Raw genomic sequence first — 22,844 nt, 5'->3', positions numbered from 1 at the left:
CCCCGCCGTCCTGCCCACCGTTCTGGTTGTCGCCGTCGCCCTGGTCGATGTCGATGGTCGGGTGCTGATCGCCAAACGACCCGAGGGCAAGAAGCTGGCCGGTCTGTGGGAGTTTCCGGGCGGCAAGGTCGAGCCGGGCGAACGTCCCGAGGCGGCCCTGATCCGCGAGCTGAACGAGGAACTGGGCATCGACGTCAACGAGGCCTGTCTGGCCCCGTTCGTTTTCGCCAGCCACGCTTACGATTCCTTTCACCTATTGATGCCACTGTACCTGTGTCGGCGCTGGAATGGCGTGGTCACGGCCCGTGAACACGACGCTCTGGCCTGGGTGAAACCGAACAGGCTTTCGGATTATCCCATGCCCCCGGCGGACGAACCTCTGGTCGCCTGGTTGCGCGACCTGCTCTGAAACCGCCGACCAGGGAGGCCGGCCATGAGACGTTTCATCGCCCGCTTCCACCGCGACGACAGCGGCGCAACCGCCATTGAATACGGCCTGATCTGCGCCCTGATCTTCCTGGTCATCATCGGTTCGGTGGTCGCCTTCGGCAATGCCGCCACGACCGTGTTCAACACCGCCATCACCGCCATCACCGAGGCCATCAGCAAGGGCTGATCTCAGGGTTCGAGGCCGTTGTGCTCGCGAACGCCCAGGGCGTCGGCCAGACGGGTCTTGGCTGATCCCCGCTCCAGCGGTTTCTGCTGGCTTTCATGCGGCTTCCAGCCCGCCAGATGCACGATCTCGAAGGTCGCCGGAATGCGCCCGTCCGCGTCGGCGTAGCGTTCCGCATAGAGGGCGGCGGCCTTGGCTACGACGCTGCGGGTCAGGGGTCGGATCGGGCCGTGCAGCACATTGGTCTCGCCCATCGCCCGCAGATCGCGGATCAAGGCGAACAGGTCCGGATAGCGGACGGTGAACCGATCCACATCCGACACCGGCAGGGCGAAACCAATCCGCTGCAACAGGGCCGCGCCGTCATAGCCGTCGGCAAACGGTGACACCCGCGCCTGGGCCCCGCCGCGCTCGGACAGTTCCGCCTCGGTCAGGACGCCGCGCAGCTCCTTCAGGGTGCCCGCCCCGAACAGGGTGCCGATGAACAGGCCGTCCGGCTTCAGCGCCCGTTTGATCTGGGCCAGGGCGCCGGGCAGGTCGTTGGCCCAGTGCAAGCTGAGCAGGGACACGATCAGATCGGCGGATTCATCGCCCAAAGGCAGGGCGTGTGCGCCCGGGGCCGCGCGTTGGGCCTGCGTCGTCGGCGTCAGGATCGGACCGACGCGGGTCGCGGCGTCGCTGATCGACACCGCCTCGGCGAAGGGGCCGGAATGGGCGGACAGATCGACGGCGACCGGAAAGTCGCGCAGGATGGCGGCCAGGCTTTCGGCCGCATTGTCAGCGGCGCGGGCGTGAAGGAAGTCCGCGCTGCGGAACCGGGGGGTTGCGCGCGACAGGCGGGCTTGTCGACGACGCGCGTCGAAGATCTGCGGCGGGCCGGAAGAGGAAGGCGTGGGGGAAGTCATGGACGCACAGGATGGGGTCTGGCGCGCGGCCTGGGAAGGGGCCAGGTCGCAGTTGCTGCGCTTTGGCCGCACCACCGGGCGCGGTCTGGCCGACCTGATCCTGCCGCCGATGGCCCACGACAGCCGCGAAGCCACGGCGGCGGCGGGCCTGACGCCCGACGCCTGGAGCCGGATCGTCTTTCTGGAAGCCCCGGTCTGCGACGGCTGCGGGGCGGCGTTCGAGTTCGACGGGGGCGACTTCGCCGAGGACCGCTGCGCCGCCTGCGCCACCCTGCCCTACGCCTTCGACCGGGCGCGGGCGGCCTGCGTCTATGACGACGCCTCTCGCGGGCTGATCCTGCGATACAAGCACGGCGACCAGCAGCAGTTCGCCCCCCTGTTCGCGCGCTGGATCGGCCGGGCCGCCGCCGAGCTGACGGCGGACGCCGACGCCGTAATTCCCGTGCCCCTGCACCCGATGCGGCTGCTGTCGCGCCGGTTCAATCAGGCCGCCGAGATCGCCCGGCCCTTGGCGCGGACCTGCAGGCTGGACTATCTGCCCGACAGTCTGATCCGCATCAGCCACACCCAGACCCAGGGCGGAAAGAGCCGACGGGGACGACGCCTGAACGTCAAGAAGGCCTTCGCGGTCACCGAAGCGGGGCGGCGCCGGATCAAGGGGCGGCGCATCCTTCTGATCGACGATGTGCTGACCACAGGCGCGACCGCCGAGGCCTGCGCCCGCGCCCTGCTCGACGCCGGTGCGCGGGCCGTTGATCTGGCCGTCATCGCAAGGGTGCGAAACGCCCGCGATCTGACTATGTAGGTGTTCAACACCCGTCGGCGGACCCGCCCGTCGGCGACGACCTGTAATCCTGGAGTGCTGCATTGGCCGACGTCGTCATCTACACCAAGCCCGGCTGCCCCTACTGCTTCAGCGCCATGTCGCTGCTGAAGAAGAAGGGCGTCGACTACACCGAGATCGTGGCGTCCAACGACCCCGCGAAAAAGGCCGAGATGGTCGAACGCGCGGGCGGGGCCATGACCTTCCCGCAGATCTTCATCAACGACCAGCACGTCGGCGGTTCCGACGACATCCATGCGCTGGACCGCGAGGGCAGGCTCGACCCGCTGCTGGCCGCCTGAACATGAGCAGCGGGCTCGACATCGCCCTGATCCAGACCCGCACGCCGGCGACGGCGGCGGGAGGGCTGGCGCATGTCGAGCCCCTGATCCGTGAGGCGGCGGCGGGCGGGGCCAGGTTCATCCTGACGCCGGAAGGGACCAATGTCCTGGAACAGCGCCGCGACCTGCGGGCCAGCGTGCTGAGTGAAGAGGACGCCGATGTCGCCGTGCTGGGCCTGCGTCGCCTGGCGGCGGAGCTGGGCGTCTGGCTGCTGATCGGGTCGGCCATCGTGCGTTCGGGGCGAACCCGGCAGGACGGGGCCGACGACGACCGGGCGGCCAATCGATCGCTGCTGGTCGATCCGAGGGGGGCGATCACGGCGCGGTATGACAAACTGCACGTCTTTGACGTCGACCTGCCCAATGGCGAGACCTATCGCGAAAGCGCCACGGTGCGTCCCGGCGACGGGGCGGTCGTGGCGGACACGCCGTGGGGCCGTCTGGGTCTGACCATCTGCTACGACATCCGCTTTCCCCACCTGCATCGCCAGCTGGCCAAGGCTGGGGCGTCGATGATCGCCGTGCCCGCCGCCTTCACCGTGCCGACCGGCGAGGCCCACTGGGAGACTTTGCTGCGCGCCCGCGCCATCGAGACGGGCGCCTTCGTCCTGGCCCCGGCCCAGGGCGGGCTGCACGAGGACGGTCGACGGACCTGGGGCCGCTCCACCATCGTCGGTCCCTGGGGCGAAATCATCGCCAAGGCCGATCATGACGAGCCTTGCATCGTGACGGCGAAGCTGAACATGGAGGCGGTGGGCAAAGCGCGTTCAGCCGTGCCCGCCCTGACCCACGACCGCGATTTCCTGCCCGTTTCATGATCCGATACGCCCTGAAATGCGACCAGACTCACGGCTTCGAAGCCTGGTTCGGTTCGTCTTCCGACTATGACGATCAGGCCGCCCGCGGATTGGTGGAGTGTCCGTTCTGCGGCACTCGCGCGGTTGAGAAGGCCGTCATGGCCCCGTCTATCAGCGGCACGAAGAAGTCCGGCCCTGCGCCCGATGTGGCGTCCAAGGTGCAGTCGATGATGATGCAGGCCGCCCGTGAGGTGCGCGCCCATGTTGAGGCCAACTTCGACTATGTCGGCGACAGCTTCGCCCGCGAAGCCCGCGACATCCACGAAGGCAAGTCCGAGAAGCGCGAAATTTATGGCGAGGCCACGCCGGCCGAGGTCAAGAAACTGAAGGAAGACGGGGTGCCCGTCTCCGCTCTGCCTGACGCCCCGCCGGACCCGTCCAAGGTCAACTGATCATGACCTCGGGGGAGGCGGCGGGATCAGAAGATCGCTATCAGGAGTTCGCGCCGCCCGCGACCCTGCGTCCCTTCGTCCGGGTGATCTGGACCTATGCCGCGCCAAATCCCTCGCCGACCATCCAGCGGATCGCACCGGACGGCTGTCCCGAGCTGATCTTCGATCTGGGCGCGCCCTATGCCGAACAGGATGCGGACGGGACGTTTCGGCTGCAGCCGTCCGCCCTGTTCGCCGGGCAGATGACCCGGCCCCTGGTCATGCATCCGACAGGCCCGACCGAACTGGCCGCCATCCGCTTCGAGCCGGACGGAGCGCGAGGATTTCTGGGTTGTCCGCTCAGCGCGGCGACGGATCAGCGTCTGGACATGGTCGAGCGGCTGGCTGGTTTCGCCCCGCCGCCGGGCGATCCCGCCGGTCAGGCCGCCGCCTTTGTTTCATGGCTGGAGGATCAGAGGCGCGGGGCGGACTGGACCATCGACCCGCTGGTCCGCGCCGAGGTGCAGGCCGCAGCCGCCGAACAACCCGCCCCCGTTCGCGCGCCCAGCGAACAGCGCGCCCTGCAACGCCGCTTTTCCGACCGGGTCGGCGTATCGCCGCGCCTGCTGCGTTCAATCTTTCGGTTCCGCCGCATCTTCGATCACGCGGCCCACCCGACCGAAGCGCTGAACTGGCTGGAGGCGGGGCTTGAGGCCGGATATTTCGACCAGCCGCAGATGGCGCGGGACTTCCGCCGCTTTCTGGGCTGCACCGCCACCGACTGGGCGCGCGAGCAGCACGAACTGGCCCGCGTCATCGCGTCGCAAACCTACAAGCCGCAGCACGGCGCCTCGTTGTAGGACCGGAGCCGGAACGAGGGAGACACGACCATGCTGACGGTCCTGATGATGAGCGCCGCCCTGCAGGCCGAGACGCGGCCCGACCTGGGCTGGATGTCCGGCTACTGGCTGGCCTGCGATCCCGGCCGCGAGGTGTCCGAGGTCTGGACCGATCCGCGTCTGTCGCTGATGACCGGCATGACCGTGACGGTGCGGGACGGCCGCGTCGGTTATGAACAGTCGCGCATCGCCCCTGTCGGGCCAGCGCCGGAGGCGCCCTTCGCCTATTTCGCCCAGCCGGACGGCCAGCCCGTGACCGTCTTCCCCGTCGTCACCTCAAGCGACCGCCGCGTCGTTTTCGAGCAGGCGGCGGACGACGACTTTCCCAAGCGGATCGTCTATGAACGCGACGGTGATGTGCTGTCCGCCCGGATCGAGGGCGAGATCGGCGGCGAGACGAGGACTGTAAGGTGGCGATTCAACAAGGCGGAGCTGAACAGCCGCTGTCCGGCCTGAACTGGCGCCCCATGCGGCCCGACGACATCGAGGCCGTGGTCAATGTGGCCCGCGTGTCGTTTCCCGATCATTTCGAGGACCAGGCCTGTTTCGAGAACCGGCTGGCCCTTTATCCGCGCGGTTGTTTCGTTCTGGCCGACGACGGTCCGGCCAAAGGCTATCTGATCGCCTATCCGTGGCGCGACGCATCGGCCCCGCCGCTGAACACGGTGATCGAGGGCCTGCCCGCCGAGCCGACCCTGATCTATCTGCACGATCTGGCGCTTCACCCCGAGGCGCGCGGCGGCGGGGTCACCGGAGCCATCGTCGAACGCCTGGCCGACCAGGCGACCGAGGACGGCTGGCCCGCCATCGCCCTGGTCGCGGTCAACGACGCCGCCCGTTTCTGGAGCCGCCACGGCTTCGAACCGGTCGAGGCCGAGGGCATGGCCGAGAAACTGGCCAGCTACGGCGACGACGCCCGCTATATGGTCAGACCTCTGGCCTGACCTGCTCCAGGATGAAGGCGACCCGGGCCTCGACCGAGGCCTTGGGCAACTCGATCAACTCATAGCCAAAACGGGGATAGACTGCGCGCATGACGTCATGGGTGCGGCGCGCCTCATCCAGATCCTGACGACGTTCCGCGTCTTGGCCGAATATCTCGGGCCAGACCGGCGCGATGAAGACGCGTCGCGCATACCTGAACTCTCGCGCCGCTGTCAGCAGATGATGCGGCGGCGGCAAACCGCACAATTCCAGATAGCCCACCACATCAGGCAGGCCCCGGTCATGGAACACGACCTCAGGCGAGGAAGCTGACGCCCCGTGCGCCTCAAGATCGTGGTCCAGCATCAGTTCCGCAAACAGGGTCCGGTTGCGCCAAGGCAGCGCCTGCCCGTCGATGACCGTCTGGCGGCGAATGACGGCCCGCCCGGCTTCCGACTGGACATGATGTCCCGCAGCCGCAAGCGCCTCGATCAAGGTCGTCTTGCCCGACCCCGGCCCGCCGGTGACGACAACGCCGGTCATGATCCGGGCGTGACCACCATCATATAGTTGATGCCCGCGTCGTCGGCCTGGCTCCAGCGGTCGTTCAGCGGGTCGTAGTTGAGGCCGTAGGGGCCTTCGACCGTTACAGGCTCCTGCGACAGCATCTGGCGGATTTCGTCAGGCTTGAGGAACTGGCGCCAGTCGTGGGTTCCGGCGGGCACCCAGCGCAGGATGTATTCGGCGGCGATCTTGCCCAGGGCCAGCGACTTCAGGGTGCGGTTCAGGGTGGCCACCATCATGACGCCGTCCGGCTTCACCAGCCGCGAACAGGCGCGAACGAAGGCCTCTGGGTCGGCGACGTGTTCGATCACCTCCATCGTCAGCACCACGTCGAAGGGACCGACGCCCTCGGCCTCGATCTGTTCGACGGTGGCGGCGCGGTAGGCGATGTCCAGCCCGACCATGTCGGCGTGGGCGCGGGCGGTGCCGATATTCTCGGACGAAGCGTCCACCGCCATGACTGTGAAGCCCATGCGCCGCATCGGCTCGGCGATCAGCCCGCCGCCGCAGCCGACGTCGAGCAGGGTCAGCCCCTCGAAGGGGCTGCGCGCCTTCGGATCGCGGCCCAGACGCGCGCAAAGCTGCTCGCGGATCAGTTTCAGACGCGCCGGATTGAACCGGTGCAGCGGGGCGAAGGGGCCATGCGCGTCCCACCATTCGGCCGCCTGGGCCGAGAACCGAGCGACGTCGGCAGGGTCAATCGATGCGCCAAACGCGCCTTCCGGCGAATTTTGCGAAAAACCATGCCCTTCACGGGGTAGGCGAGACGGGGCGGCGCCGTTAGAAGCGGTCATGACGCGAGGGATGGACCTTCGCGGCTTCTCACGCAAGCAGGGGGCGGATCGCCACGATGACGCGGCCTAATTCTTCACGACCAGAGACAACGCAGCCTGTCGCAGCGGGCGGCGAGACCAAACGGTTGGTGATGAAATTCGGCGGCACCTCGATGGGCGACCTGGAGCGCATCCGTCGCGCCGCAAGGATCATCGCCGCCGAAGCCGCTTCAGGCAAAAAGGTCGCCGTGGTCGTCTCGGCCATGGCGGGCAAGACCAATGAACTGGTCGCCTGGACCGACGGCGCAGGCCCTGCCGCCGCCGGCCTGCCGCTGAGCGACGACGAATATGACGTGGTGGTCGCCTCGGGCGAACAGGTCACGTCCGGCCTGCTGGCCATCACCCTTCGCAACATGGGACTGAACGCGCGTTCGTGGATGGGCTGGCAGGTGCCGATCATCACCGACGACGCCCACGCCCGCGCCCGCATCGTCGACATTCCCGGCGAGAAGCTGGCCGCCGCCGTCGATTCCGGCGAGATCGCCATCGTCCCCGGCTTCCAGGGCGTCACGACCGACGGGAAGATCACCACACTGGGCCGGGGCGGCTCCGACACCTCGGCCGTCGCCGTCGCGGCCGCCATCGGCGCGCCCTGCGACATCTACACCGACGTGGACGGCGTCTATACGACCGACCCGCGCATCGAAAGCCGCGCGCGGCGCCTGAACAAGGTCTCCTACGAGGAGATGCTGGAGATGGCGTCCCTGGGCGCCAAGGTGCTGCAGACCCGTTCGGTCGAACTGGCCATGGCCAAGCAGGTGCCGGTGCGCGTGCTGTCCAGCTTTATTGAACCCGACGCCAATGGCGTCATGCCCGACAAGGGCGGAACCCTGATCTGCGACGAGGAGGAGATCTTGGAGAAACGCATCGTGTCCGGTGTGACCATGAGCCGTGACGAAGCCCGCATCACCCTGCTGGGTCTGGCCGACCGTGTGGACGCGCCCGCCGACGTCTTCACCCGTCTGGCCGAGGCCAACGTCAATGTCGACATGATCGTCCAGAGCCAGGCCCGCACTGCGGGCACGGTCAACCTGACCTTCACGACCGGCCGCCGCGACGCCGTGCGCGCCGCCGAACTGATGACCGCCGCCAAGGAGCAGCTCAGCTTCGAGGAAATCCGCGTCGATGAAGACGTGGCCAAGGTGTCCGTCGTCGGCGTCGGCATGCGCAGCCACGCAGGCGTCGCCCAGCTGATGTTCCAGGCGCTGGCCGACAAGGGCGTGAAATTCCAAGCGATTTCGACCTCAGAAATCAAAATCAGCGTTTTGATCGACGCCGCCTATGCCGAATTGGCCGTGCGCGCCCTACATTCGGCCTACGGTCTGGACGCGGTCTAGAGCATGATCGTTTTTGACGGAGCCGCTTCGCGGTTCCGACAGAAGCGTGAATCATGCTCTCGCATAAATCTGGAGCCTGATTCACCGCATCGACGGAATCGCGCAGCGATTCCATCTCTGCGGATCAGGCTCTAGGTTCGGGCGGACGCTGCGGCGTCTTGATGGGAGGCGCGCCGCAACTTCGGCGCGCTATGATATGACGGACAGCGGGCGCCTCGGCGCCGAAGCGCGGGAGCCACCATGCCGGTAGGCGGCGTAATGACCAGGGGACCTCGCATCCTCCTGCGCCAGATCCGTGAGGCTCTGGGCGGGGCCGGTGCGGGCGCCACGCCGGCTCAGGATCGCCTGAACATGGTGGTGCAGATCATCGCCCGCTCGATGGTCGCCGAAGTCTGTTCGATCTATCTGCGCCGCGCCTCTGGCGAACTGGAACTGTTCGCCACCGAGGGTCTGAACCCCGAAGCCGTCCACAACACCCGGCTGCGTCCGGGCGAAGGGCTGGTGGGCGAAGTGGCCCGCATGGCCCAGCCGATCAGCCTGTCGGACGCGCCGGCCCACCCCAGCTTCTCCTACCGCCCGGAAACGGGCGAAGACCCCTATCACGCCTTCCTCGGCGCGCCCCTGCTGCGCGGCGGACGGGCCATCGGGGTTCTGGTCGTCCAGAACCGCACCGAGCGGCGCTATGACGAGGAAGAGGTCGAGGACATCCAGACCATCGCCATGGTCCTGTCCGAGACGGTGGCCTCCGGCGAACTGCTGGATCAAGACGAACTGCGCGACGTCGAACTGGCGCCCCACCGGCCCGAACGGCTGAAGGGCCAGAAGTTCGCCGACGGCCTGGCCTTTGGTCAGGTGGTGCTGCACGAGGCGCCCCTGGCGCCCGAGCAACTGCTCAGCGACGACCCGGCCCTGGAGGAGGCGCGGCTGAAGCTGGCGCTGGCCTCGTTGAAGACCGGGCTGGACGCCATGCTGGACAAGGGCCAGGGCCTGGCCGGTCCCTCGTTCGAGGTGCTGGAAACCTATCGGATGTTCGCCGACGACCGGGGCTGGAACCGCTCGCTGGAAGAGGCCGTGCGCAACGGCCTCACCGCCGAGGCCTCGGTCGATCGCGTCAGGAACGAACACCGCGCCCGCTTCGCCCAGGCGCGCGACCCCTATATCCGCGAGCGGCTGCACGATTTCGAAGACCTGGCCAACCGCCTGCTGCGCGTGCTGGCGGGGGACAAGCCGGGCGAGCGCGAACTGCCCGACGACGCCATTCTGGTGGCCCGGAACCTGGGGCCCGCCGACCTGCTGGAATATCCGCGCGACAAGCTGAAGGGCCTGTTGCTGGAGGAAGGCTCGGCCGCCAGCCACGCCGCCATCGTGGCCCGTGCGCTGCAGATCCCTTGCGTCGGGCGCCTGCAGGGACTGCGCGACCGCCTGTCGGAAGGCGACATGGTCATCGCCGACGGCGAGACGGGCGAGGCCTATCTGCGCCCCCGCCCCGACATGCTGGAGGCCGTGCAGTCGCGCATGGCCGTGCGCGAGCAGCGTCAGGCCGAGTTCGCCCAGTTGCGCGATGTTCCGGCGGTGACGCTGGACGGCCAGCGCATCACGGTCCTGACCAACGCCGGTCTGGCCGTCGATCTGGAGAACATGGTCGAGACGGGCGCCGAGGGCATCGGCCTGTTCCGCACCGAGTTCCAGTTCATGGTGTCCGACGAACTGCCGCGACTGGACGCCCAGACGGCGCTTTACAAGCTGGTGCTGGACGCGGCGGGCGACAAGCCGGTGACGTTCCGCACCCTGGACATCGGCGGCGACAAGGTGCTGCCCTATCTGGAATCGGAGCGGGAGGAGAACCCGGCCCTGGGTCGGCGCGCCATCCGTCTGGGTCTGGACCGGCCTTCGCTGTTGCGGATGCAGTTGCGCGCCCTGCTGACGGCGGGCGCGGGGCGAGAACTGCGCGTCATGTTCCCGATGATCGCCACGGTGGACGAGTTCCGGGCCGCGCGCGAACTGGTCGACATCGAGTGCGAATGGGCCAAGCGCCGGGGTCGCCCCTTGCCGGCCCTGCTGCGGGTCGGGGCCATGATCGAATGCCCGTCGCTGCTTTGGCACCTGGACGCCCTGCTGCCTCTGACCGACTTCGTGTCGATCGGCACCAACGACCTGTTCCAGTATATGTACGCCGCCGACCGCACCAATCCGCTGGTGTCGGACCGCTATGACCCGCTGTCGCCGCCTGCGCTGCGGGCGCTGCAGACCATCCAGAAGGCCTGCGCCGACACCGGCACGCCGGTTTCGATCTGCGGCGAACTGGCGGGGCGGCCCTTGGAGGCCTTCGCCCTGATCACCCTGGGCTTCACGCGCCTGTCGGCCCCGGCGGGCGGCGTGGGTCCGGTCAAGCGCATGATCCTGTCGGCGGATCTTAAGGCGGCGAAGCGGGGCATGGCCAATCTGCTGAACCTGTCGACCGGCTCGGTGCGCAACGAACTTCAGTCCCTGGCCCGCAAGCTGAACATCGCGGTCTGACACGCGTTTGACGGGAACCGCGTTGCTGGCGAGACCGGATTAGTTTATCCACAAAAGGGCAATTCAGGCGCAGCCGCCAGAGGCGCGGCCCGTTTTCATGACATCTTATCCGGTGGGACCTTTTGAGTACGGCGCGAGAAACCGTTCCGAATACGGGGCCGATTTTGGAGGCGGACGTCATGGCGCGGGATAATGGGCCCACCGTCGACGCGCCCGACCACGCCGCACATCATCCTGACCACTCCATCGACGAGGCGGCGAGCCTGGGTCTGGCCCTGCGTCACGCCCGCGCCCAGTCCGGCAAGACGCTGGCGATCCTGGCCGCCGAGACCAAGGTCAATGCGCGTTTTCTGACGGCGCTGGAGCAGAACGACTGGTCCTCCCTGCCCTCGCGCGTTTTCGCAGTCGGCTATGTGCGCGCCTACGCCGGGGCGCTGGGCCTGGACGAACAACTGGCCGTCGAACGGTTCAAGCGCGAAAGCCCCGACACCTCCGTGCCGCTGAAGGCGCCGGTGGGCATCGCCTTCGAGGACGTCAAACGCAACACGCCGCGCATCATGGCCGGCGTCATCATCGCCGCCGTGGCCATCGTCGGCTGGAACGTGTTCCAGCGCATCAGCCGGGTCCAGGCGCCGCATCCGTCAGACATCGCCACCCTGCCCAACACCTGGGCCCAGGGCGCAGCCTCCGCCCACGAGATGGACCTGGGCGCCCCGCGCGCGGCGCCCCAGGATCAGACCACGCCCGCTCCCTACATCACGCGCGGGCTGGAGGCGGAGCTGACCGGCGTTGATCCGAACGATCCCGCATCAGGCGACGCCGCCCCTGCGCCAGCGGCGACGGTGCAGAAGGCCTTCAACCCGCGCGGCGCCGTCTATGGCGCGCCGGCCAACGCCTCTCAGGTCGTGATCCAGGCCAAGAAGCCCGGCGCCTTCGTCGTGCGGATGGGCAGCGACCGCGTGCTGTTCGCCCGGCAAATGGCGGCGGGCGAAGCCTGGCGCGCGCCGCTGGGCGTGTCGGCGACCATCGACGTGTCGGACCCGACGGCCTTCGACGTCTATCTGAATGGCGAGCTTGGCGGGGCCCTGCCTGCGCTGCAGACATCCCTGGCGCAACTGAACGCGCGCGCCGGTCAGGCCAACCGCGAGGCCTCTGCGCCCGCGCCACAGCCGCGCCCCCAGGTCGCCGCGCCGCGCCCTGTCACCGTGACCTCCGGCCCCCGCCCCTACACCCCGCAGCCCTGATCAACGAAGTGATGCGAGGGCCGTGGTCCCGCCGTCATCAACGGCCTATATGAGGGCCATCATGAGCGACCACACGCACGTCCGACCCTGGCGCCACATCGAGCGCCGCAAGAGCCGCCAGATTCGCGTCGGCTCCGTCCTGGTGGGCGGCGACGCCCCGATCAGCGTCCAGTCGATGACCAATACGCCGACGGCCGACGCGGCGGCGACCATCGACCAGATCCGCCAACTGGAAGAGGCGGGCGCCGACATCGTGCGCGTGTCGTGCCCCGACGTGGAATCGACCGAGGCCTTCAAGATCATCGCGCGCGAGGCCAAGGTCCCCTTGGTCGTCGACATCCACTTCCACTACAAACGCGGCATCGAGGCGGCCCAGGCGGGCGCGGCCTGCCTGCGGATCAACCCTGGCAACATCGGCAGCCCCGACCGCGTGCGCGAAGTCATCCAGGCCGCCAAGGATCACGGCTGCTCCATGCGGATCGGCGTCAACGCCGGGTCGCTGGAGAAGGAGCTTCTGGAGAAGTACGGCGAGCCCTGCCCCGACGCCATGGTCGAGAGCGCGCTGAACCACGCCCGCATCCTGCAGGATCACGATTTCCACGAGTTCAAGATTTCGGTGAAGGCGTCTGACCCCTTCCTGACCGTCGCCGCCTATCAGCAGCTGGCCGACGCCATAGACTGCCCCCTGCACCTGGGCGTGACCGAGGCCGGGCCGCTGCGCACCGGCACGATCAAGTCGGCCATCGGCATGGGCTCCATGCTGTGGGCGGGCATCGGCGACACCATCCGCGTGTCCCTGGCCGCCGATCCGGTCGAAGAGATCAAGGTCGGGTTCGACATTCTGAAGTCGCTGGGTCTGCGTCACCGCGGCGTGAACATCATCGCCTGCCCGTCCTGCGCGCGTCAGGGCTTCAACGTCATCGAGACGGTCGCCCTGCTGGAAGAGAAACTGGCCCATATCTCCACGCCCATGAGCCTGTCGGTGATCGGCTGCGTTGTGAACGGCCCGGGCGAGGCCCTCTATACCGACATCGGCTTCACCGGCGGCGGCAAGGGCGCGGGCATGGTCTACCTGAACGGCAAGATCGCCCACAAACAGGCCAACGACGGCATGATCGACCACATCGTCGAACTGGTCGAAGAAAAGGCTGCAGAGCTGAACGCGGCCCGAGCTGCGCTGGAAGCTGCACCACCGGCGCTGGAGCCAGCAGAATAGCGGCTTAAAGCGCTCACGCAGCCGTCGTTCACCCTTCGATGGTGCGCGGCATCCATGCTGCGCGAAATAGCGTCGGTTCGCGATTGACGAAGGTTGCAGCGAATGCAACTGGAACGATTAGAGCCGTCGACTCGACGTGCTCCTATCGACTGAGGGGTCAATGATTTCCACCATCAACGTGCGCTTTGGCGTGCGTGCGCTCATGCTTGCAGGCTTGGCGCTGTCTCTGCCTGCCTGCGCCACGATCACACGTGGCACAACACAGCAATTCACTGTCGAAAGCACGCCGCCAGGCGCACGGGTAAGCACCTCCAACGGCTTCGAATGCGTCAGCACGCCCTGCACCTTCCGCATGCCACGCAAGGACCCGTTCCGCGTCACAGTGGCCCTGGACGGTTATGTCACCCAGACCGTCGAGGTCACCAGCAGCGTTTCAGGCGCGGGTGGAACCGCGATGGCGGGCAACATACTGGTCGCGGCCTGATCGGCGGCGCCGTGGACGCCACGTCCGGCGCCATGAATGATCTTAAGCCCAATCCGCTGGTCGTAACGTTGCTGACCCCGAGCCAGCAGGCCGCAAACCAGAACGTCGCGCCTGTCGTCGCGGCGCCCGCCGCCAATCCGGGAGCCAAGCCATGATGATCCGATCCGTGACAACCGCCGTCGCAATTGCAGGGCTCATGGGCCTGGCGGCATGCGCGACCCCCTCCAACCCGGCCTTGATGACTGTACCCGCCACGCCTGGTTTGACGGCCTCATCGGGAGATGTGGGCTACAGGTCCATAACCACGGTCAATGTTTCAGGCGGCAAGGAAACAAATCCGCTCTGGACGGCCCAGGTTTCGAACGTCGCCTTCAAGACAGCCCTGGAAGCCTCGCTTGCCGCCGCCGGATATATGGGAACCGAAGGCCGCCCGCTGATCGTGACCGCCTCCTTGATCGAGTTGAAACAGCCTTTCGCGGGTCTGGATCTTTCGGTGACCAGTCAGGTTCGCTACAGCGTCGAAGGCGGCGGCCGCACCCTGTTTGACGAGACAATAGGTGCGACAGGCACGGCTTCAATGGGCGATGCGCTTATCGCCACCGAATGCCTGAAGATCGCCAACGAGAAATCGATCCAGGAAAACATCAAAGAGTTCCTGCGCCGCTTCCGCGAACGCGCACGGTGATCTGAAGAGGGACGGCGAGATGGCGAAAGCCGTCTCGCCGTTTCCGTTCAGGCGTTCGCCACGGCCTGAGCCAGGGTCCGCCCCTCGAATACGGACGCCAGGGCGTCGCGGCCGTCGCTCAGCACAGGGCGCAGGGGGCAGGTCTCGACATCGGGACAGGTCTCGCACGGCCCATAGGCGGTGCGCGAGGCGCAGGGCGCCAGGGCCAGCGGCCCCTCCAATGCACGGATCACATCGGCGAAACTGATCGCCTCCGCAGGACGGGCCAGGGCGTAGCCGCCGGTCCGCCCCCGTTTGGACGCCAGCAGGTGCTGGCGGCGCAAATCCAGAAGTATGGCCTCAAGAAACTTGCGCGGCGCCGCCGAGGCCTCGGCGATGTCGGCTATGGTCGCAGGCCCGCCGCCGGGCAGACCCGCCAGATGGATCATCGCACGCAGCGCATAGCGGGAGCGGTTCGACAGCATAGGCTGTGATCGCCCGCCCGCCGCTGCAACGCAAGTCAGGCGTGCGTCAGGCGTCCAGGCGTTCGCCCAACCGTGCCACGACCTCAAGGATCTGAGGCCCGGTATAGGGTTTCAGCACCAGAGCCTCGGCCAGATCGGCGTGCTGGGCCGCAGCGGTCACGTCGCCGGAGATGAAGACGACCCGCACCTTCCAACGGTCGGTCAATGACCGCGCCAGTTCAATCCCCGTGCGGTCGTCCGACAGGTTGATGTCCAGCAGGGCGGCGTCAATGTGGTGCAGGGCCGCCGCCGCCTCGGCGGCTGCGGCGCTGTGGAAGGGTCCGACAACGCTGTGGCCCGCCTCAGTCAGCAGTTCGGTCAGGGCGGCGGCTGAATCGGCGTCGTCTTCGACAACCAGCAGGGTCAGGGGCGCGGTCGATGCAGTCAATGGCGTATCCTCGTTGGGGAGTGGGGCTTGGCGGGTGACGACGGCGCGCAGATCCCGCCAGACCTCGGCAGGCGAACGATCCGTATCCAGATCATAGATAGCGGCCATGGCCTTCAGTTCGCGCTCATCCTCGGGCGACAATGCGCCGTCATTCTCGTTCAGGCGGCTGTCGTACTGGCGGCACAGGCGTTCCACGCTGGCGGCGGCGTCATCAGTCGGAATGGCGGTTCCGGGCGTCGATTGGGGCGGGCGATCGAACATTTCCGTCCTCCTCATTTGAAGCTTGGGCATTTGTTAACGGCTGGAACCTGATCTGTAACCGCGTCTGACGCCATCGTTATCGGGGATCACAAACCCGGCGCCGCCCCTTGCGCCGCGGTTGCAATCGACAAAACGGGGCCTGACGCGGTAAGGACGCCCTCCCTCTCCCTCAGGATTTCCCCGCCTTGCGTCTGCCCCAGGCCCGTCTCGATCAGGTTCTCGACCGCTTCCATGAAGTCGAGGCGCGCATGGGCGCGGCGACCGACGGGGCCGAGATCGTGCGTCTGTCGAAAGAACACGCCGAACTGAAACCCGTCGCCGATGCGGTTCAGGGCCTGGCCCGCGCCCGCGCCGAGATGACCGATCTGGAAGCCATGACGGCCGATCCGGAAATGGCGGCTATGGCCCAAGACGAACTGCAGGTCCTGAACGACAGCCTGCCCGCGCTGGAGCGCGAGGTGGCCCTGCTGCTGGCGCCGCGCGACGCCGACGAAAACGCCTCCGCCGTGCTGGAAGTGCGCGCCGGCACCGGCGGTGACGAGGCGGCCCTGTTCGCGGGCGACCTGTTCCGCATGTATTCGCGTTACGCCTCCACGCGCGGCTGGCGGGTCGAACTGGATTCCGCGACCGAGGGCGACGCGGGCGGCTATAAGGAAATCATCGCCACCGTCACCGGCGAAGGCGTGTTCGGGCGGCTGAAGTTCGAGAGCGGCGTGCACCGCGTGCAACGCGTGCCGACGACCGAGGCGGGCGGGCGCATCCACACCTCGGCCGCCACCGTCGCCGTCTTGCCTGAAGTCGAGGATGTCGAGATCGAAATCCTGGACAAGGACATCCGCATCGACACCTTCCGCGCCTCCGGCTCGGGCGGCCAGCACGTCAACAAGACGGACTCGGCGGTGCGCATCACCCACCTGCCCACCGGGATCGTGGCCACCAGCTCGGAAAAATCCCAGCACGTGAACCGCGAAAAGGCCATGAAGAACCTGCGCGTGCGCCTGTACGACATGCAGCGCCAGGCCAAGGACCTGGCCCGCGCGGATTCGCGCAAGTCGCAGGTGGGATCGGGCGACCGGTCCGAACGCATCCGCACCTACAACTTCCCTCAAGGGCGGGTGACCGATCACCGGATCGGCCTGACCCTGCACAGCCTGCCGCAGATTCTGGAAGGCGACCTCAATCCGATGCTGGACGCCCTGATCGCCGAAGATCAGGCCGCGCGCCTGGCGGACCTGGAAGCCGAGTTCGGCTGATCAGCGCAGCAGGCCCAGCAGGGGCAGGCACAACACCAGGGCGGTGACGGCGGTGAAGCCGGCGAAGGCGTGGACGCTTTGGCGGCGGCAGCGCACCACGAAGGCGCTGCGGCTCCATGCGCCGCGGCTGGCCCACAGCAGGTAGATCGCCTGGATCACCCAGCCCGCCACAAAAGCCGCCACGGCCCAGGTGCTGAGCAAGGCCAGCGCCAGACCCGACAACAGCACCATCGCCCCGCCCAGTGCGGTGGTCAATTCTTCGACATGGTCGGCAAGGCGGATTCGCACGACCCGCGACAGCTTCCATTGCAGGCGCCAGTTCAGCCAGGACTGGCTCAACAGCAGCAGCCCCCCGACCACATAGAACACCCCGATTGCGCGCGCCGCCCATTCCATGGCGGGAATATGGCCATCGTTTGCGCGCGCTGTAATCCGCCAAAATCCGAAAGACGAACGATCCGCGACGAATCGAAACCTTAAAGACACAACCGACGATATATGAGCTTACGCATATCAGCGTAACTAATCGATGTTCACGGTTGCAGACTTCACAAGGCGCCCGTCTGTTTTGTGGTGCGCGCCTGGGGCTGGCGGCATACTGTCCTGCGCAAACCCCACCTCACATGAGCACCCCATGGCCCTGGCCGAGATCGTCCGCTTTCAGGATGTCTATGAAGCCGATCTGGCGGCGGCCTTTCTGGCCGACCGCGGCATAGACGTGGATGTGACCGAACGCTTTCAGACCACAGTCGATCCCCTGATGCAGCGGGCGCTGGGCCTGCGCCTGATGGCGCCGTCGGATCAGGTGGAGGCGGCGCGCGATCTCTTGGCCCGAGCGGCGCGGGGTGAATTCGCCGATGACCAGAATGACGACGACCTGCCTGCCGCCGACCCGACCACCCGCACCGTCGGACGGGGACTGGCCCTGATCCTGGCGGCCACGGGCGCCTTCTGGGGCAACAGCCTGCCGCGACGCCTTCGACCGGTTCACTGGATCGGTGTTGTGCTGATCCTGGCCATCGGTGGCGTGTCGATCATCGCCGCCCTGGCCGCCTGAGCACAGAGGACTGCAATTAGAAAAGGCGGCGAGAGCCTCGCCGCCTTTTCAGGTCTTACAGGTCCAGCAGCGCGCGCTGCGGATCTTCCAGCAGTTCCTTGACGCGGACCAGGAAGGTCACGGCTTCCTTGCCGTCGACGATGCGGTGATCGTAGCTGAGGGCCAGGTACATCATCGGGCGGATCTTGACCTCGCCGTTGATGGCCATCGGACGCTGCACGATGTTGTGCATGCCCAGGATGCCCGACTGCGGCGCATTCAGGATCGGCGTCGACATCAGCGACCCATAGGTGCCGCCGTTGGTGATGGTGAAGGTGCCGCCCTGCATCTGATCCATGGTCAGGGCGCCGTCACGGGCGGCCTTGCCCAGGGCGCCGATGCCCTTTTCGATGCCCGCGAGCGACAGGGTGTCGGCGTCACGCAGGACCGGAACCACCAGGCCCTTGTCGGTGCCGACGGCGACGCCGATGTCATAGTGGTTCTTGTAGATGATGTCGGTGCCGTCGATCTCGGCGTTGACGGCAGGGATTTCGTGCAGGGCCGCGACGACCGCCTTGGTGAAGAAGGACATGAAGCCCAGCTTCACGCCGTGGCGCTTCTCGAAGACATCCTTGTACTGGGCGCGCAGGGCCATGACGTTGGTCATGTCCACCTCGTTGAAGGTGGTCAGCTGGGCGGCCGTGTTCTGGGATTCTTTCAGGCGGCGGGCGATGGTCTGACGCAGGCGCGTCATCTTCACCCGCTCTTCGCGCGGCTGGTCGGCGCGCGGCGCGGCAGGGGCGGCAGCGGCGGCAGGAGCTGGAGCCGCCTGGCCGATGGCGGCGATGGCGTCAGCCTTGGTGATGTTGCCCTTCGGACCCGTCGCGGCGATGGCCTTGGGGTCCAGGTTGTTCTCGCCGACCACGCGCTGAACGGCGGGCGACAGGGTTTCGTTCTTGGCGCCCGAGACCTGGTCAGAGACTTGGGCCGAGCCGGTGTTGGCGGGCGCAGCCGCCGGAGCAGGCGCAGCGGCGGCAGGCGCGGAGGCAGCGCCCGAAGCGGCAACCGAGCCGATCTTCTGGCCAGGCGTGACCGTCGCGCCTTCGTCAGCGTCGATGGTCAGAACGCCGTCAGCCGGGGCCGAAACCTCGACCGCGACCTTGTCGGTTTCGATCTCGACCAGAAGTTCGTCCTTCTTGACCGCATCACCGGACTTCTTGACCCACTTGCCGATCGAGCCTTCAGCGACGCTTTCGCCCATGGTCGGGACGTTGATGTCGATGGCGGCGGCAGCGGCAGGCGCGGCGGCAGCCGGGGCCGCCTTGGCGTCCGCCTTGGGCGCCGCAGCCGCCTTGGCCGGAGCCGCCGAAGCGCCTTCAGAGATCACGCCCAGAACCGTGTTGGGAACGACGGTGTCGCCCTCTGCGGCCTTGATGTCGCTCAGGGTGCCGTCAGCGGGTGCCACCACTTCCAGCGAGACCTTGTCGGTCTCAAGCTCGACCAGAACCTCGTCCTTCTTGACCGCATCACCGACCTTCTTGGTCCATTTCGCGATGGTGGCTTCGGAGACGGATTCACCGAGTGCGGGGGTCAGGATGTCGGCCATGTCAGGTCCAGCTTGTCTTTAGATCGGTCTTTTACAGGGTGTATCAGGCGAAGGCTTCGTTGGTGAAGGTCTCGAGTTCCTTCAGGTGTCGGCTCATCAGGCCGGCCGCCGTGGAGGCGGAGCCGGGCCGTCCGACGTAGCGGGCGCGTTTGGAGGCGACGTCCAGCTTGTCCAGGGTCAGCTCCAGCCACGGATCGACGAAGGTCCAGCCGCCCATGTTCTTGGGCTCTTCCTGGCACCACACGACTTCAGCGTTGGGGAAGCGCGCCAGTTCCTTGCGCAGCGACTGGATCGGCCACGGATAGAACTGCTCCAGACGCAGGATGTAGACGTCGTCCACGGCCTGACCGTCCTTGGCCTTCTTCTCGCGCGCGTCCAACAGGTCGTAATAGACCTTGCCCGAGCACAGGATGACGCGGCGGATGTCCTTGTCCGCCTTGATCTTGATGCCGGCGACGTCGGGACGCAGCTCCGCGTCGTCGCGCAGCAGGCGGTGGAAGGACGAACCCTCGGCCAGATCCTTGAGGCTGGAGACCGCCTTCTTGTGACGCAGCAGCGACTTCGGCGTCATCAGGATCAGCGGCTTGCGGAACGACCGGTGCATCTGGCGACGCAGGATGTGGAAGTAGTTGGCCGGGGTCGTGCAGTTGGCGACCTGCATATTGTCTTCGGCGCACTGCTGCAGGAAGCGCTCCAGACGGGCCGAGGAGTGCTCCGGTCCCTGGCCTTCATAGCCGTGCGGCAGCAGCATGGTCAGGCCGCTCATGCGCAGCCACTTGCGTTCGCCCGAACTGATGAACTGGTCGATCACCACCTGGGCGCCGTTCACGAAGTCGCCGAACTGGGCTTCCCACATGACCAGGGTGTTGGGGTCAGCCAGCGAATAGCCGTACTCAAAGCCCAGCACCGCTTCTTCCGACAGGGCCGAGTCGATCACTTCGAAGTTCGCCTGGCCTTCGCGCAGGTTGTTCAGCGGCATGTACCGCTCTTCGGTCGTCTGATCGATGATGCCCGAGTGACGCTGCGAGAAGGTGCCGCGCACGGAATCCTGACCCGACAGACGGACCGGGAAGCCTTCATCGACCAGCGAGGCGAAGGCCAGGCTTTCGGCCGTGGCCCAGTCCAGGCCCTCACCCGAGGTGATGGCTTCACGGCGGCCGTCGATGACGCGCTTCAGCGTCTTGTGCATGTCGACGCTGTTGGGGATCGTGGTCAGGCGATGCCCCAGATCCTGCAGCTTGGCCAGGGGAACGGCGGTCTCGCCGCGCGCTTCGTCCTTGGGCGCCTGCAGGCCCTTCCACTGGCCGTCCAGCCAGTCAGCCTTATCGGCGGACCAGGTCTTGCCGGCCTCGAACTGCTCGTCGAGGAAGGCTTCGAAGCGGGCGACCTCGGCGTCCACATCGGCCTGGGTCACCACGCCCTGTTCGACCAGACGCTGCGAATACAGCTCCCGCGTCGAAGGCTGGGCGCGGATCTTCGAATACATCAGCGGCTGGGTGAAGGTGGGATCGTCGCCTTCGTTGTGGCCGAAGCGGCGGTAGCAGAACATGTCCACCACCACGTCCTTGTGGAACTTCTGGCGGTATTCGGTGGCGACCTTCGAGGCGAAGACGACGGCTTCGGGGTCGTCGCCGTTGACGTGGAAGATCGGCGCCTGGACCATCAGGGCCACATCGGACGGGTACGGCGACGAGCGCGAATTCCGCGGGCTGGTCGTGAAGCCGATCTGGTTGTTGATGACGAAATGCAGGGTGCCGCCGGTGCGGTAGCCCTTCAGGCCCATCAGGGCGAAACATTCGGCCACGACGCCCTGGCCGGCAAACGCGGCGTCGCCGTGGATCAGCAGCGGCACGACCTTGGAGCGGTCCAGCGCCCACTGGCCTTCCGGCACGCCTTCGTTGGCTTCGCGGATGTCGAACGCCTGTTTGGCGCGCGCCTTGCCCAGGACGACCGGGTTGACGATTTCAAGGTGCGACGGGTTGGCGGTCAGCGACAGGTGGACGTGGTTGCCGTCGAACTCGCGGTTTGACGAGGCGCCCATGTGGTATTTCACGTCGCCCGAGCCTTCGATGTCGCTCGGCACGGCCGAACCACCCTGGAACTCGTGGAAGATGACCTTGTAGGGCTTGCCCATCACGGCGGCGAGCACGTTCAGGCGGCCGCGGTGGGCCATGCCGAGCACGACTTCATCGACGCCTAGCGAACCGCCGCGCTTGATGACCTGCTCCAGCGCCGGAACCATGGCCTCGCCGCCGTCCAGACCGAAACGCTTGGTGCCGGGGAAACGCTTGTGCAGGAAGCGTTCGAAGCCTTCGGCCTCGATCAGCTTGTTCAGGATGGCCAGCTTGCCTTCCTTGGTGAAGGCGTTCTGCTCGAACTTGTCCGGGCCTTCGAAACGCTGCTGAAGCCAGGCCTTCTCCTCCGGCTCGGCGATATGCATGTACTGGATGCCGATCGTGCCGCAGTAGGTGCGCTTGAGTATCTCCAGCACCTGACGGATCGAGCCGGTCTGCAGACCCAGAACGCCGTCCAGGAAGATCGGGCGATCCAGATCGGCGCCGTTGAAGCCATAGAATTCAGGCGTCAGTTCGGGGTTATCGACCGGCTGCTCGATGCCGAGCGGGTCGAGCTGCGCCTGCAGGTGGCCGCGCACGCGATAGGCGCGGATCAGCATCAGGGCGCGAATGGAATCGTGGGCGGCGGCGCGGATGACGTCGGCCGAAACCTCGACCGGCGCAGCCTTGGCGGCGGCGGCGGGCGCGGCTGCGCCCGGCTTCTTGGGATCGGGCTTGGGTGCGGGCCAGCGGCCGTCGAAGACGCCGGTTTCCTCGGTCGGTTCAGTGGCGACGCCGCGCCCCCAGCTGCCCGCGTCGGCCGAGGCCTTCACGCTGGCGGCGTTGTCACGGAGCTGGTCGAAGAAGGTCTTCCATTCGCCCGAGACGGAGGCCGGATCATTGGCCCACTTCTCGTGGAGTTCCTCAATGTAGGCGGCATTGGCCCCGTAGAGGAAAGAGGTCTCGGCAAAGACCTGATTCAGCCGACCTGCATCGTCCGCCATAGTTCTCGTCTAATCCCTGGACCCGACCGGACACATCTCCGTGAGGGGCGCGCCATTCATATAGGCCCGCTTTCCTAATGGGTCATGGCCGAAAGGGGGCAATTCGGTGAGAATTTGGTCGCAGGG

Annotated in this window: 26 protein-coding genes; 18 read left to right on the top strand and 8 right to left on the bottom strand. The window is 66.8% G+C overall.

The annotated features are described in order from the left end of the window. The first annotated feature begins 10 nt into the window (after positions 1-10). Positions 11-409 carry a (deoxy)nucleoside triphosphate pyrophosphohydrolase gene (locus tag KWG56_RS16920; RefSeq protein WP_219355338.1) on the top strand — a complete coding sequence of 133 codons (399 nt, stop codon included), beginning with the start codon at positions 11-13 and terminating at the stop codon, positions 407-409. Between the two features lie 24 nt (positions 410-433). Continuing rightward, a complete protein-coding gene (locus tag KWG56_RS16915; RefSeq protein ID WP_201100869.1) occupies positions 434-616 on the top strand; it encodes a Flp family type IVb pilin in 183 nt (60 codons plus the stop codon). Positions 617-618: 2 nt separating this feature from the next. Here KWG56_RS16915 and KWG56_RS16910 read toward each other — a convergent pair whose 3' ends face one another. Then, positions 619-1,518 (bottom strand): class I SAM-dependent methyltransferase, encoded by a 900-nt coding sequence (locus KWG56_RS16910; RefSeq protein WP_219353036.1) that lies wholly within the window; start codon positions 1,516-1,518, stop codon positions 619-621. Here KWG56_RS16910 and KWG56_RS16905 point away from each other — a divergent pair. The 7 genes from KWG56_RS16905 (at position 1,517) to KWG56_RS16875 (ending at position 5,753) form a co-directional block, all read left to right on the top strand. Then, on the top strand, positions 1,517-2,323 hold the full coding sequence (locus KWG56_RS16905) for a ComF family protein (RefSeq protein WP_219353035.1): 807 nt from the start codon (positions 1,517-1,519) through the stop codon (positions 2,321-2,323). The two genes, KWG56_RS16910 and KWG56_RS16905, sit on opposite strands and share 2 nt — an antisense overlap. 62 nt (positions 2,324-2,385) lie before the next feature. Continuing rightward, positions 2,386-2,643: a glutaredoxin 3 gene (gene grxC, locus KWG56_RS16900; protein ID WP_219353034.1), complete on the top strand. Its 258-nt coding sequence runs from the start codon at positions 2,386-2,388 to the stop codon at positions 2,641-2,643. A 2-nt stretch (positions 2,644-2,645) separates the two neighbouring features. Beyond that, positions 2,646-3,500, top strand: coding sequence for a carbon-nitrogen hydrolase family protein (locus tag KWG56_RS16895; protein ID WP_219353033.1), 855 nt, complete (start codon positions 2,646-2,648; stop codon positions 3,498-3,500). Next, on the top strand, positions 3,497-3,931 hold the full coding sequence (locus KWG56_RS16890) for a DUF1178 family protein (RefSeq protein ID WP_219353032.1): 435 nt from the start codon (positions 3,497-3,499) through the stop codon (positions 3,929-3,931). Before KWG56_RS16895 ends, KWG56_RS16890 begins: the two co-directional genes overlap by 4 nt. Before the next feature lie 2 nt (positions 3,932-3,933). Next, positions 3,934-4,770, top strand: coding sequence for an AraC family transcriptional regulator (locus KWG56_RS16885; RefSeq protein ID WP_219353031.1), 837 nt, complete (start codon positions 3,934-3,936; stop codon positions 4,768-4,770). Between the two features lie 30 nt (positions 4,771-4,800). Further along, positions 4,801-5,265, top strand: coding sequence for a DUF6265 family protein (locus KWG56_RS16880; protein WP_219353030.1), 465 nt, complete (start codon positions 4,801-4,803; stop codon positions 5,263-5,265). Further along, positions 5,220-5,753 (top strand): GNAT family N-acetyltransferase, encoded by a 534-nt coding sequence (locus KWG56_RS16875; RefSeq protein ID WP_244999558.1) that lies wholly within the window; start codon positions 5,220-5,222, stop codon positions 5,751-5,753. Before KWG56_RS16880 ends, KWG56_RS16875 begins: the two co-directional genes overlap by 46 nt. Here the strand turns inward: KWG56_RS16875 and KWG56_RS16870 are convergent. Beyond that, a complete protein-coding gene (locus KWG56_RS16870) occupies positions 5,737-6,276 on the bottom strand; it encodes an AAA family ATPase (RefSeq protein ID WP_219353029.1) in 540 nt (179 codons plus the stop codon). The two genes, KWG56_RS16875 and KWG56_RS16870, sit on opposite strands and share 17 nt — an antisense overlap. Next, positions 6,273-7,091, bottom strand: a complete 819-nt coding sequence (gene ubiG / locus KWG56_RS16865; protein ID WP_219353028.1) for a bifunctional 2-polyprenyl-6-hydroxyphenol methylase/3-demethylubiquinol 3-O-methyltransferase UbiG — start codon at positions 7,089-7,091, stop codon at positions 6,273-6,275. Before ubiG ends, KWG56_RS16870 begins: the two co-directional genes overlap by 4 nt. A gap of 131 nt (positions 7,092-7,222) precedes the next feature. Here ubiG and KWG56_RS16860 point away from each other — a divergent pair, with 131 nt between their 5' ends. The 7 genes from KWG56_RS16860 to KWG56_RS16835 all read left to right on the top strand — a co-directional run bounded on the left by KWG56_RS16860 (position 7,223) and on the right by KWG56_RS16835 (position 14,613). Continuing rightward, positions 7,223-8,467, top strand: coding sequence for an aspartate kinase (locus tag KWG56_RS16860; RefSeq protein WP_219355336.1), 1,245 nt, complete (start codon positions 7,223-7,225; stop codon positions 8,465-8,467). 258 nt (positions 8,468-8,725) lie between these two features. Further along, positions 8,726-10,984 (top strand): phosphoenolpyruvate--protein phosphotransferase, encoded by a 2,259-nt coding sequence (ptsP, locus tag KWG56_RS16855; protein WP_370874354.1) that lies wholly within the window; start codon positions 8,726-8,728, stop codon positions 10,982-10,984. A gap of 179 nt (positions 10,985-11,163) precedes the next feature. After that, entirely contained in the window at positions 11,164-12,228 is a 1,065-nt protein-coding gene (locus KWG56_RS16850; RefSeq protein ID WP_219353027.1) for a helix-turn-helix domain-containing protein, read from the top strand. Positions 12,229-12,286: 58 nt separating this feature from the next. After that, entirely contained in the window at positions 12,287-13,444 is a 1,158-nt protein-coding gene (gene ispG, locus KWG56_RS16845; protein WP_219355335.1) for a flavodoxin-dependent (E)-4-hydroxy-3-methylbut-2-enyl-diphosphate synthase, read from the top strand. 160 nt (positions 13,445-13,604) lie between these two features. After that, the gene (locus tag KWG56_RS16840; protein ID WP_244999557.1) at positions 13,605-13,928 is read left to right on the top strand and encodes a PEGA domain-containing protein; all 324 of its coding nucleotides are present in this window, start codon (positions 13,605-13,607) and stop codon (positions 13,926-13,928) included. Positions 13,929-13,939: 11 nt separating this feature from the next. Beyond that, positions 13,940-14,083 (top strand): hypothetical protein, encoded by a 144-nt coding sequence (locus tag KWG56_RS18865; RefSeq protein ID WP_244999556.1) that lies wholly within the window; start codon positions 13,940-13,942, stop codon positions 14,081-14,083. After that, positions 14,080-14,613 (top strand): YajG family lipoprotein, encoded by a 534-nt coding sequence (locus KWG56_RS16835; RefSeq protein ID WP_219353026.1) that lies wholly within the window; start codon positions 14,080-14,082, stop codon positions 14,611-14,613. Before KWG56_RS18865 ends, KWG56_RS16835 begins: the two co-directional genes overlap by 4 nt. Before the next feature lie 47 nt (positions 14,614-14,660). Here KWG56_RS16835 and KWG56_RS16830 read toward each other — a convergent pair whose 3' ends face one another. Then, on the bottom strand, positions 14,661-15,077 hold the full coding sequence (locus KWG56_RS16830) for an RrF2 family transcriptional regulator (protein WP_219353025.1): 417 nt from the start codon (positions 15,075-15,077) through the stop codon (positions 14,661-14,663). Between the two features lie 46 nt (positions 15,078-15,123). Then, the gene (locus KWG56_RS16825; protein ID WP_201100885.1) at positions 15,124-15,765 is read right to left on the bottom strand and encodes a response regulator; all 642 of its coding nucleotides are present in this window, start codon (positions 15,763-15,765) and stop codon (positions 15,124-15,126) included. Between the two features lie 185 nt (positions 15,766-15,950). Between KWG56_RS16825 and prfA the strand changes: the two genes are divergently transcribed. After that, entirely contained in the window at positions 15,951-17,018 is a 1,068-nt protein-coding gene (gene prfA / locus KWG56_RS16820) for a peptide chain release factor 1 (RefSeq protein WP_201100886.1), read from the top strand. Here the strand turns inward: prfA and KWG56_RS16815 are convergent, their stop codons facing one another. Beyond that, complete coding sequence (locus tag KWG56_RS16815; RefSeq protein WP_219353024.1) at positions 17,019-17,414, bottom strand: hypothetical protein; 396 nt, start codon at positions 17,412-17,414, stop codon at positions 17,019-17,021. Between the two features lie 238 nt (positions 17,415-17,652). On the opposite strand from KWG56_RS16815, the gene KWG56_RS16810 reads away from it, so the two are divergent. Then, positions 17,653-18,075: a hypothetical protein gene (locus KWG56_RS16810; RefSeq protein WP_219353023.1), complete on the top strand. Its 423-nt coding sequence runs from the start codon at positions 17,653-17,655 to the stop codon at positions 18,073-18,075. A 55-nt stretch (positions 18,076-18,130) separates the two neighbouring features. Here the strand turns inward: KWG56_RS16810 and odhB are convergent, their stop codons facing one another. Beyond that, positions 18,131-19,660: a 2-oxoglutarate dehydrogenase complex dihydrolipoyllysine-residue succinyltransferase gene (odhB, locus tag KWG56_RS16805; protein WP_219353022.1), complete on the bottom strand. Its 1,530-nt coding sequence runs from the start codon at positions 19,658-19,660 to the stop codon at positions 18,131-18,133. Between the two features lie 43 nt (positions 19,661-19,703). Beyond that, entirely contained in the window at positions 19,704-22,718 is a 3,015-nt protein-coding gene (locus KWG56_RS16800) for a 2-oxoglutarate dehydrogenase E1 component (RefSeq protein WP_219353021.1), read from the bottom strand. Positions 22,719-22,844: the final 126 nt, after the last annotated feature.

The sequence above is a fragment of the Brevundimonas nasdae genome, assembly GCF_019395145.1.
Classification (GTDB): Bacteria; Pseudomonadota; Alphaproteobacteria; order Caulobacterales; family Caulobacteraceae; genus Brevundimonas; species Brevundimonas nasdae.
Note: the sequence above shows the minus strand (reverse complement) of the source record. Positions and strands in the feature narration are given on the sequence as shown.

Coding starts and splice junctions, on each gene's coding strand:
- KWG56_RS16915 (WP_201100869.1), top strand. CDS start 434: ATGAGACGTTTCATCGCCCGCTTCCACCGCGACGACAGCGGCGCAACC.
- KWG56_RS16905 (WP_219353035.1), top strand. CDS start 1,517: ATGGACGCACAGGATGGGGTCTGGCGCGCGGCCTGGGAAGGGGCCAGG.
- KWG56_RS16910 (WP_219353036.1), bottom strand. CDS start 1,518: ATGACTTCCCCCACGCCTTCCTCTTCCGGCCCGCCGCAGATCTTCGAC.
- KWG56_RS16895 (WP_219353033.1), top strand. CDS start 2,646: ATGAGCAGCGGGCTCGACATCGCCCTGATCCAGACCCGCACGCCGGCG.
- KWG56_RS16890 (WP_219353032.1), top strand. CDS start 3,497: ATGATCCGATACGCCCTGAAATGCGACCAGACTCACGGCTTCGAAGCC.
- KWG56_RS16885 (WP_219353031.1), top strand. CDS start 3,934: ATGACCTCGGGGGAGGCGGCGGGATCAGAAGATCGCTATCAGGAGTTC.
- KWG56_RS16880 (WP_219353030.1), top strand. CDS start 4,801: ATGCTGACGGTCCTGATGATGAGCGCCGCCCTGCAGGCCGAGACGCGG.
- KWG56_RS16870 (WP_219353029.1), bottom strand. CDS start 6,276: ATGACCGGCGTTGTCGTCACCGGCGGGCCGGGGTCGGGCAAGACGACC.
- ubiG (WP_219353028.1), bottom strand. CDS start 7,091: ATGACCGCTTCTAACGGCGCCGCCCCGTCTCGCCTACCCCGTGAAGGG.
- KWG56_RS16860 (WP_219355336.1), top strand. CDS start 7,223: ATGAAATTCGGCGGCACCTCGATGGGCGACCTGGAGCGCATCCGTCGC.
- ptsP (WP_370874354.1), top strand. CDS start 8,726: ATGACCAGGGGACCTCGCATCCTCCTGCGCCAGATCCGTGAGGCTCTG.
- KWG56_RS16850 (WP_219353027.1), top strand. CDS start 11,164: ATGGCGCGGGATAATGGGCCCACCGTCGACGCGCCCGACCACGCCGCA.
- KWG56_RS16840 (WP_244999557.1), top strand. CDS start 13,605: ATGATTTCCACCATCAACGTGCGCTTTGGCGTGCGTGCGCTCATGCTT.
- KWG56_RS16835 (WP_219353026.1), top strand. CDS start 14,080: ATGATGATCCGATCCGTGACAACCGCCGTCGCAATTGCAGGGCTCATG.
- KWG56_RS16830 (WP_219353025.1), bottom strand. CDS start 15,077: ATGCTGTCGAACCGCTCCCGCTATGCGCTGCGTGCGATGATCCATCTG.
- KWG56_RS16825 (WP_201100885.1), bottom strand. CDS start 15,765: ATGTTCGATCGCCCGCCCCAATCGACGCCCGGAACCGCCATTCCGACT.
- KWG56_RS16815 (WP_219353024.1), bottom strand. CDS start 17,414: ATGGAATGGGCGGCGCGCGCAATCGGGGTGTTCTATGTGGTCGGGGGG.
- KWG56_RS16810 (WP_219353023.1), top strand. CDS start 17,653: ATGGCCCTGGCCGAGATCGTCCGCTTTCAGGATGTCTATGAAGCCGAT.
- odhB (WP_219353022.1), bottom strand. CDS start 19,660: ATGGCCGACATCCTGACCCCCGCACTCGGTGAATCCGTCTCCGAAGCC.
- KWG56_RS16800 (WP_219353021.1), bottom strand. CDS start 22,718: ATGGCGGACGATGCAGGTCGGCTGAATCAGGTCTTTGCCGAGACCTCT.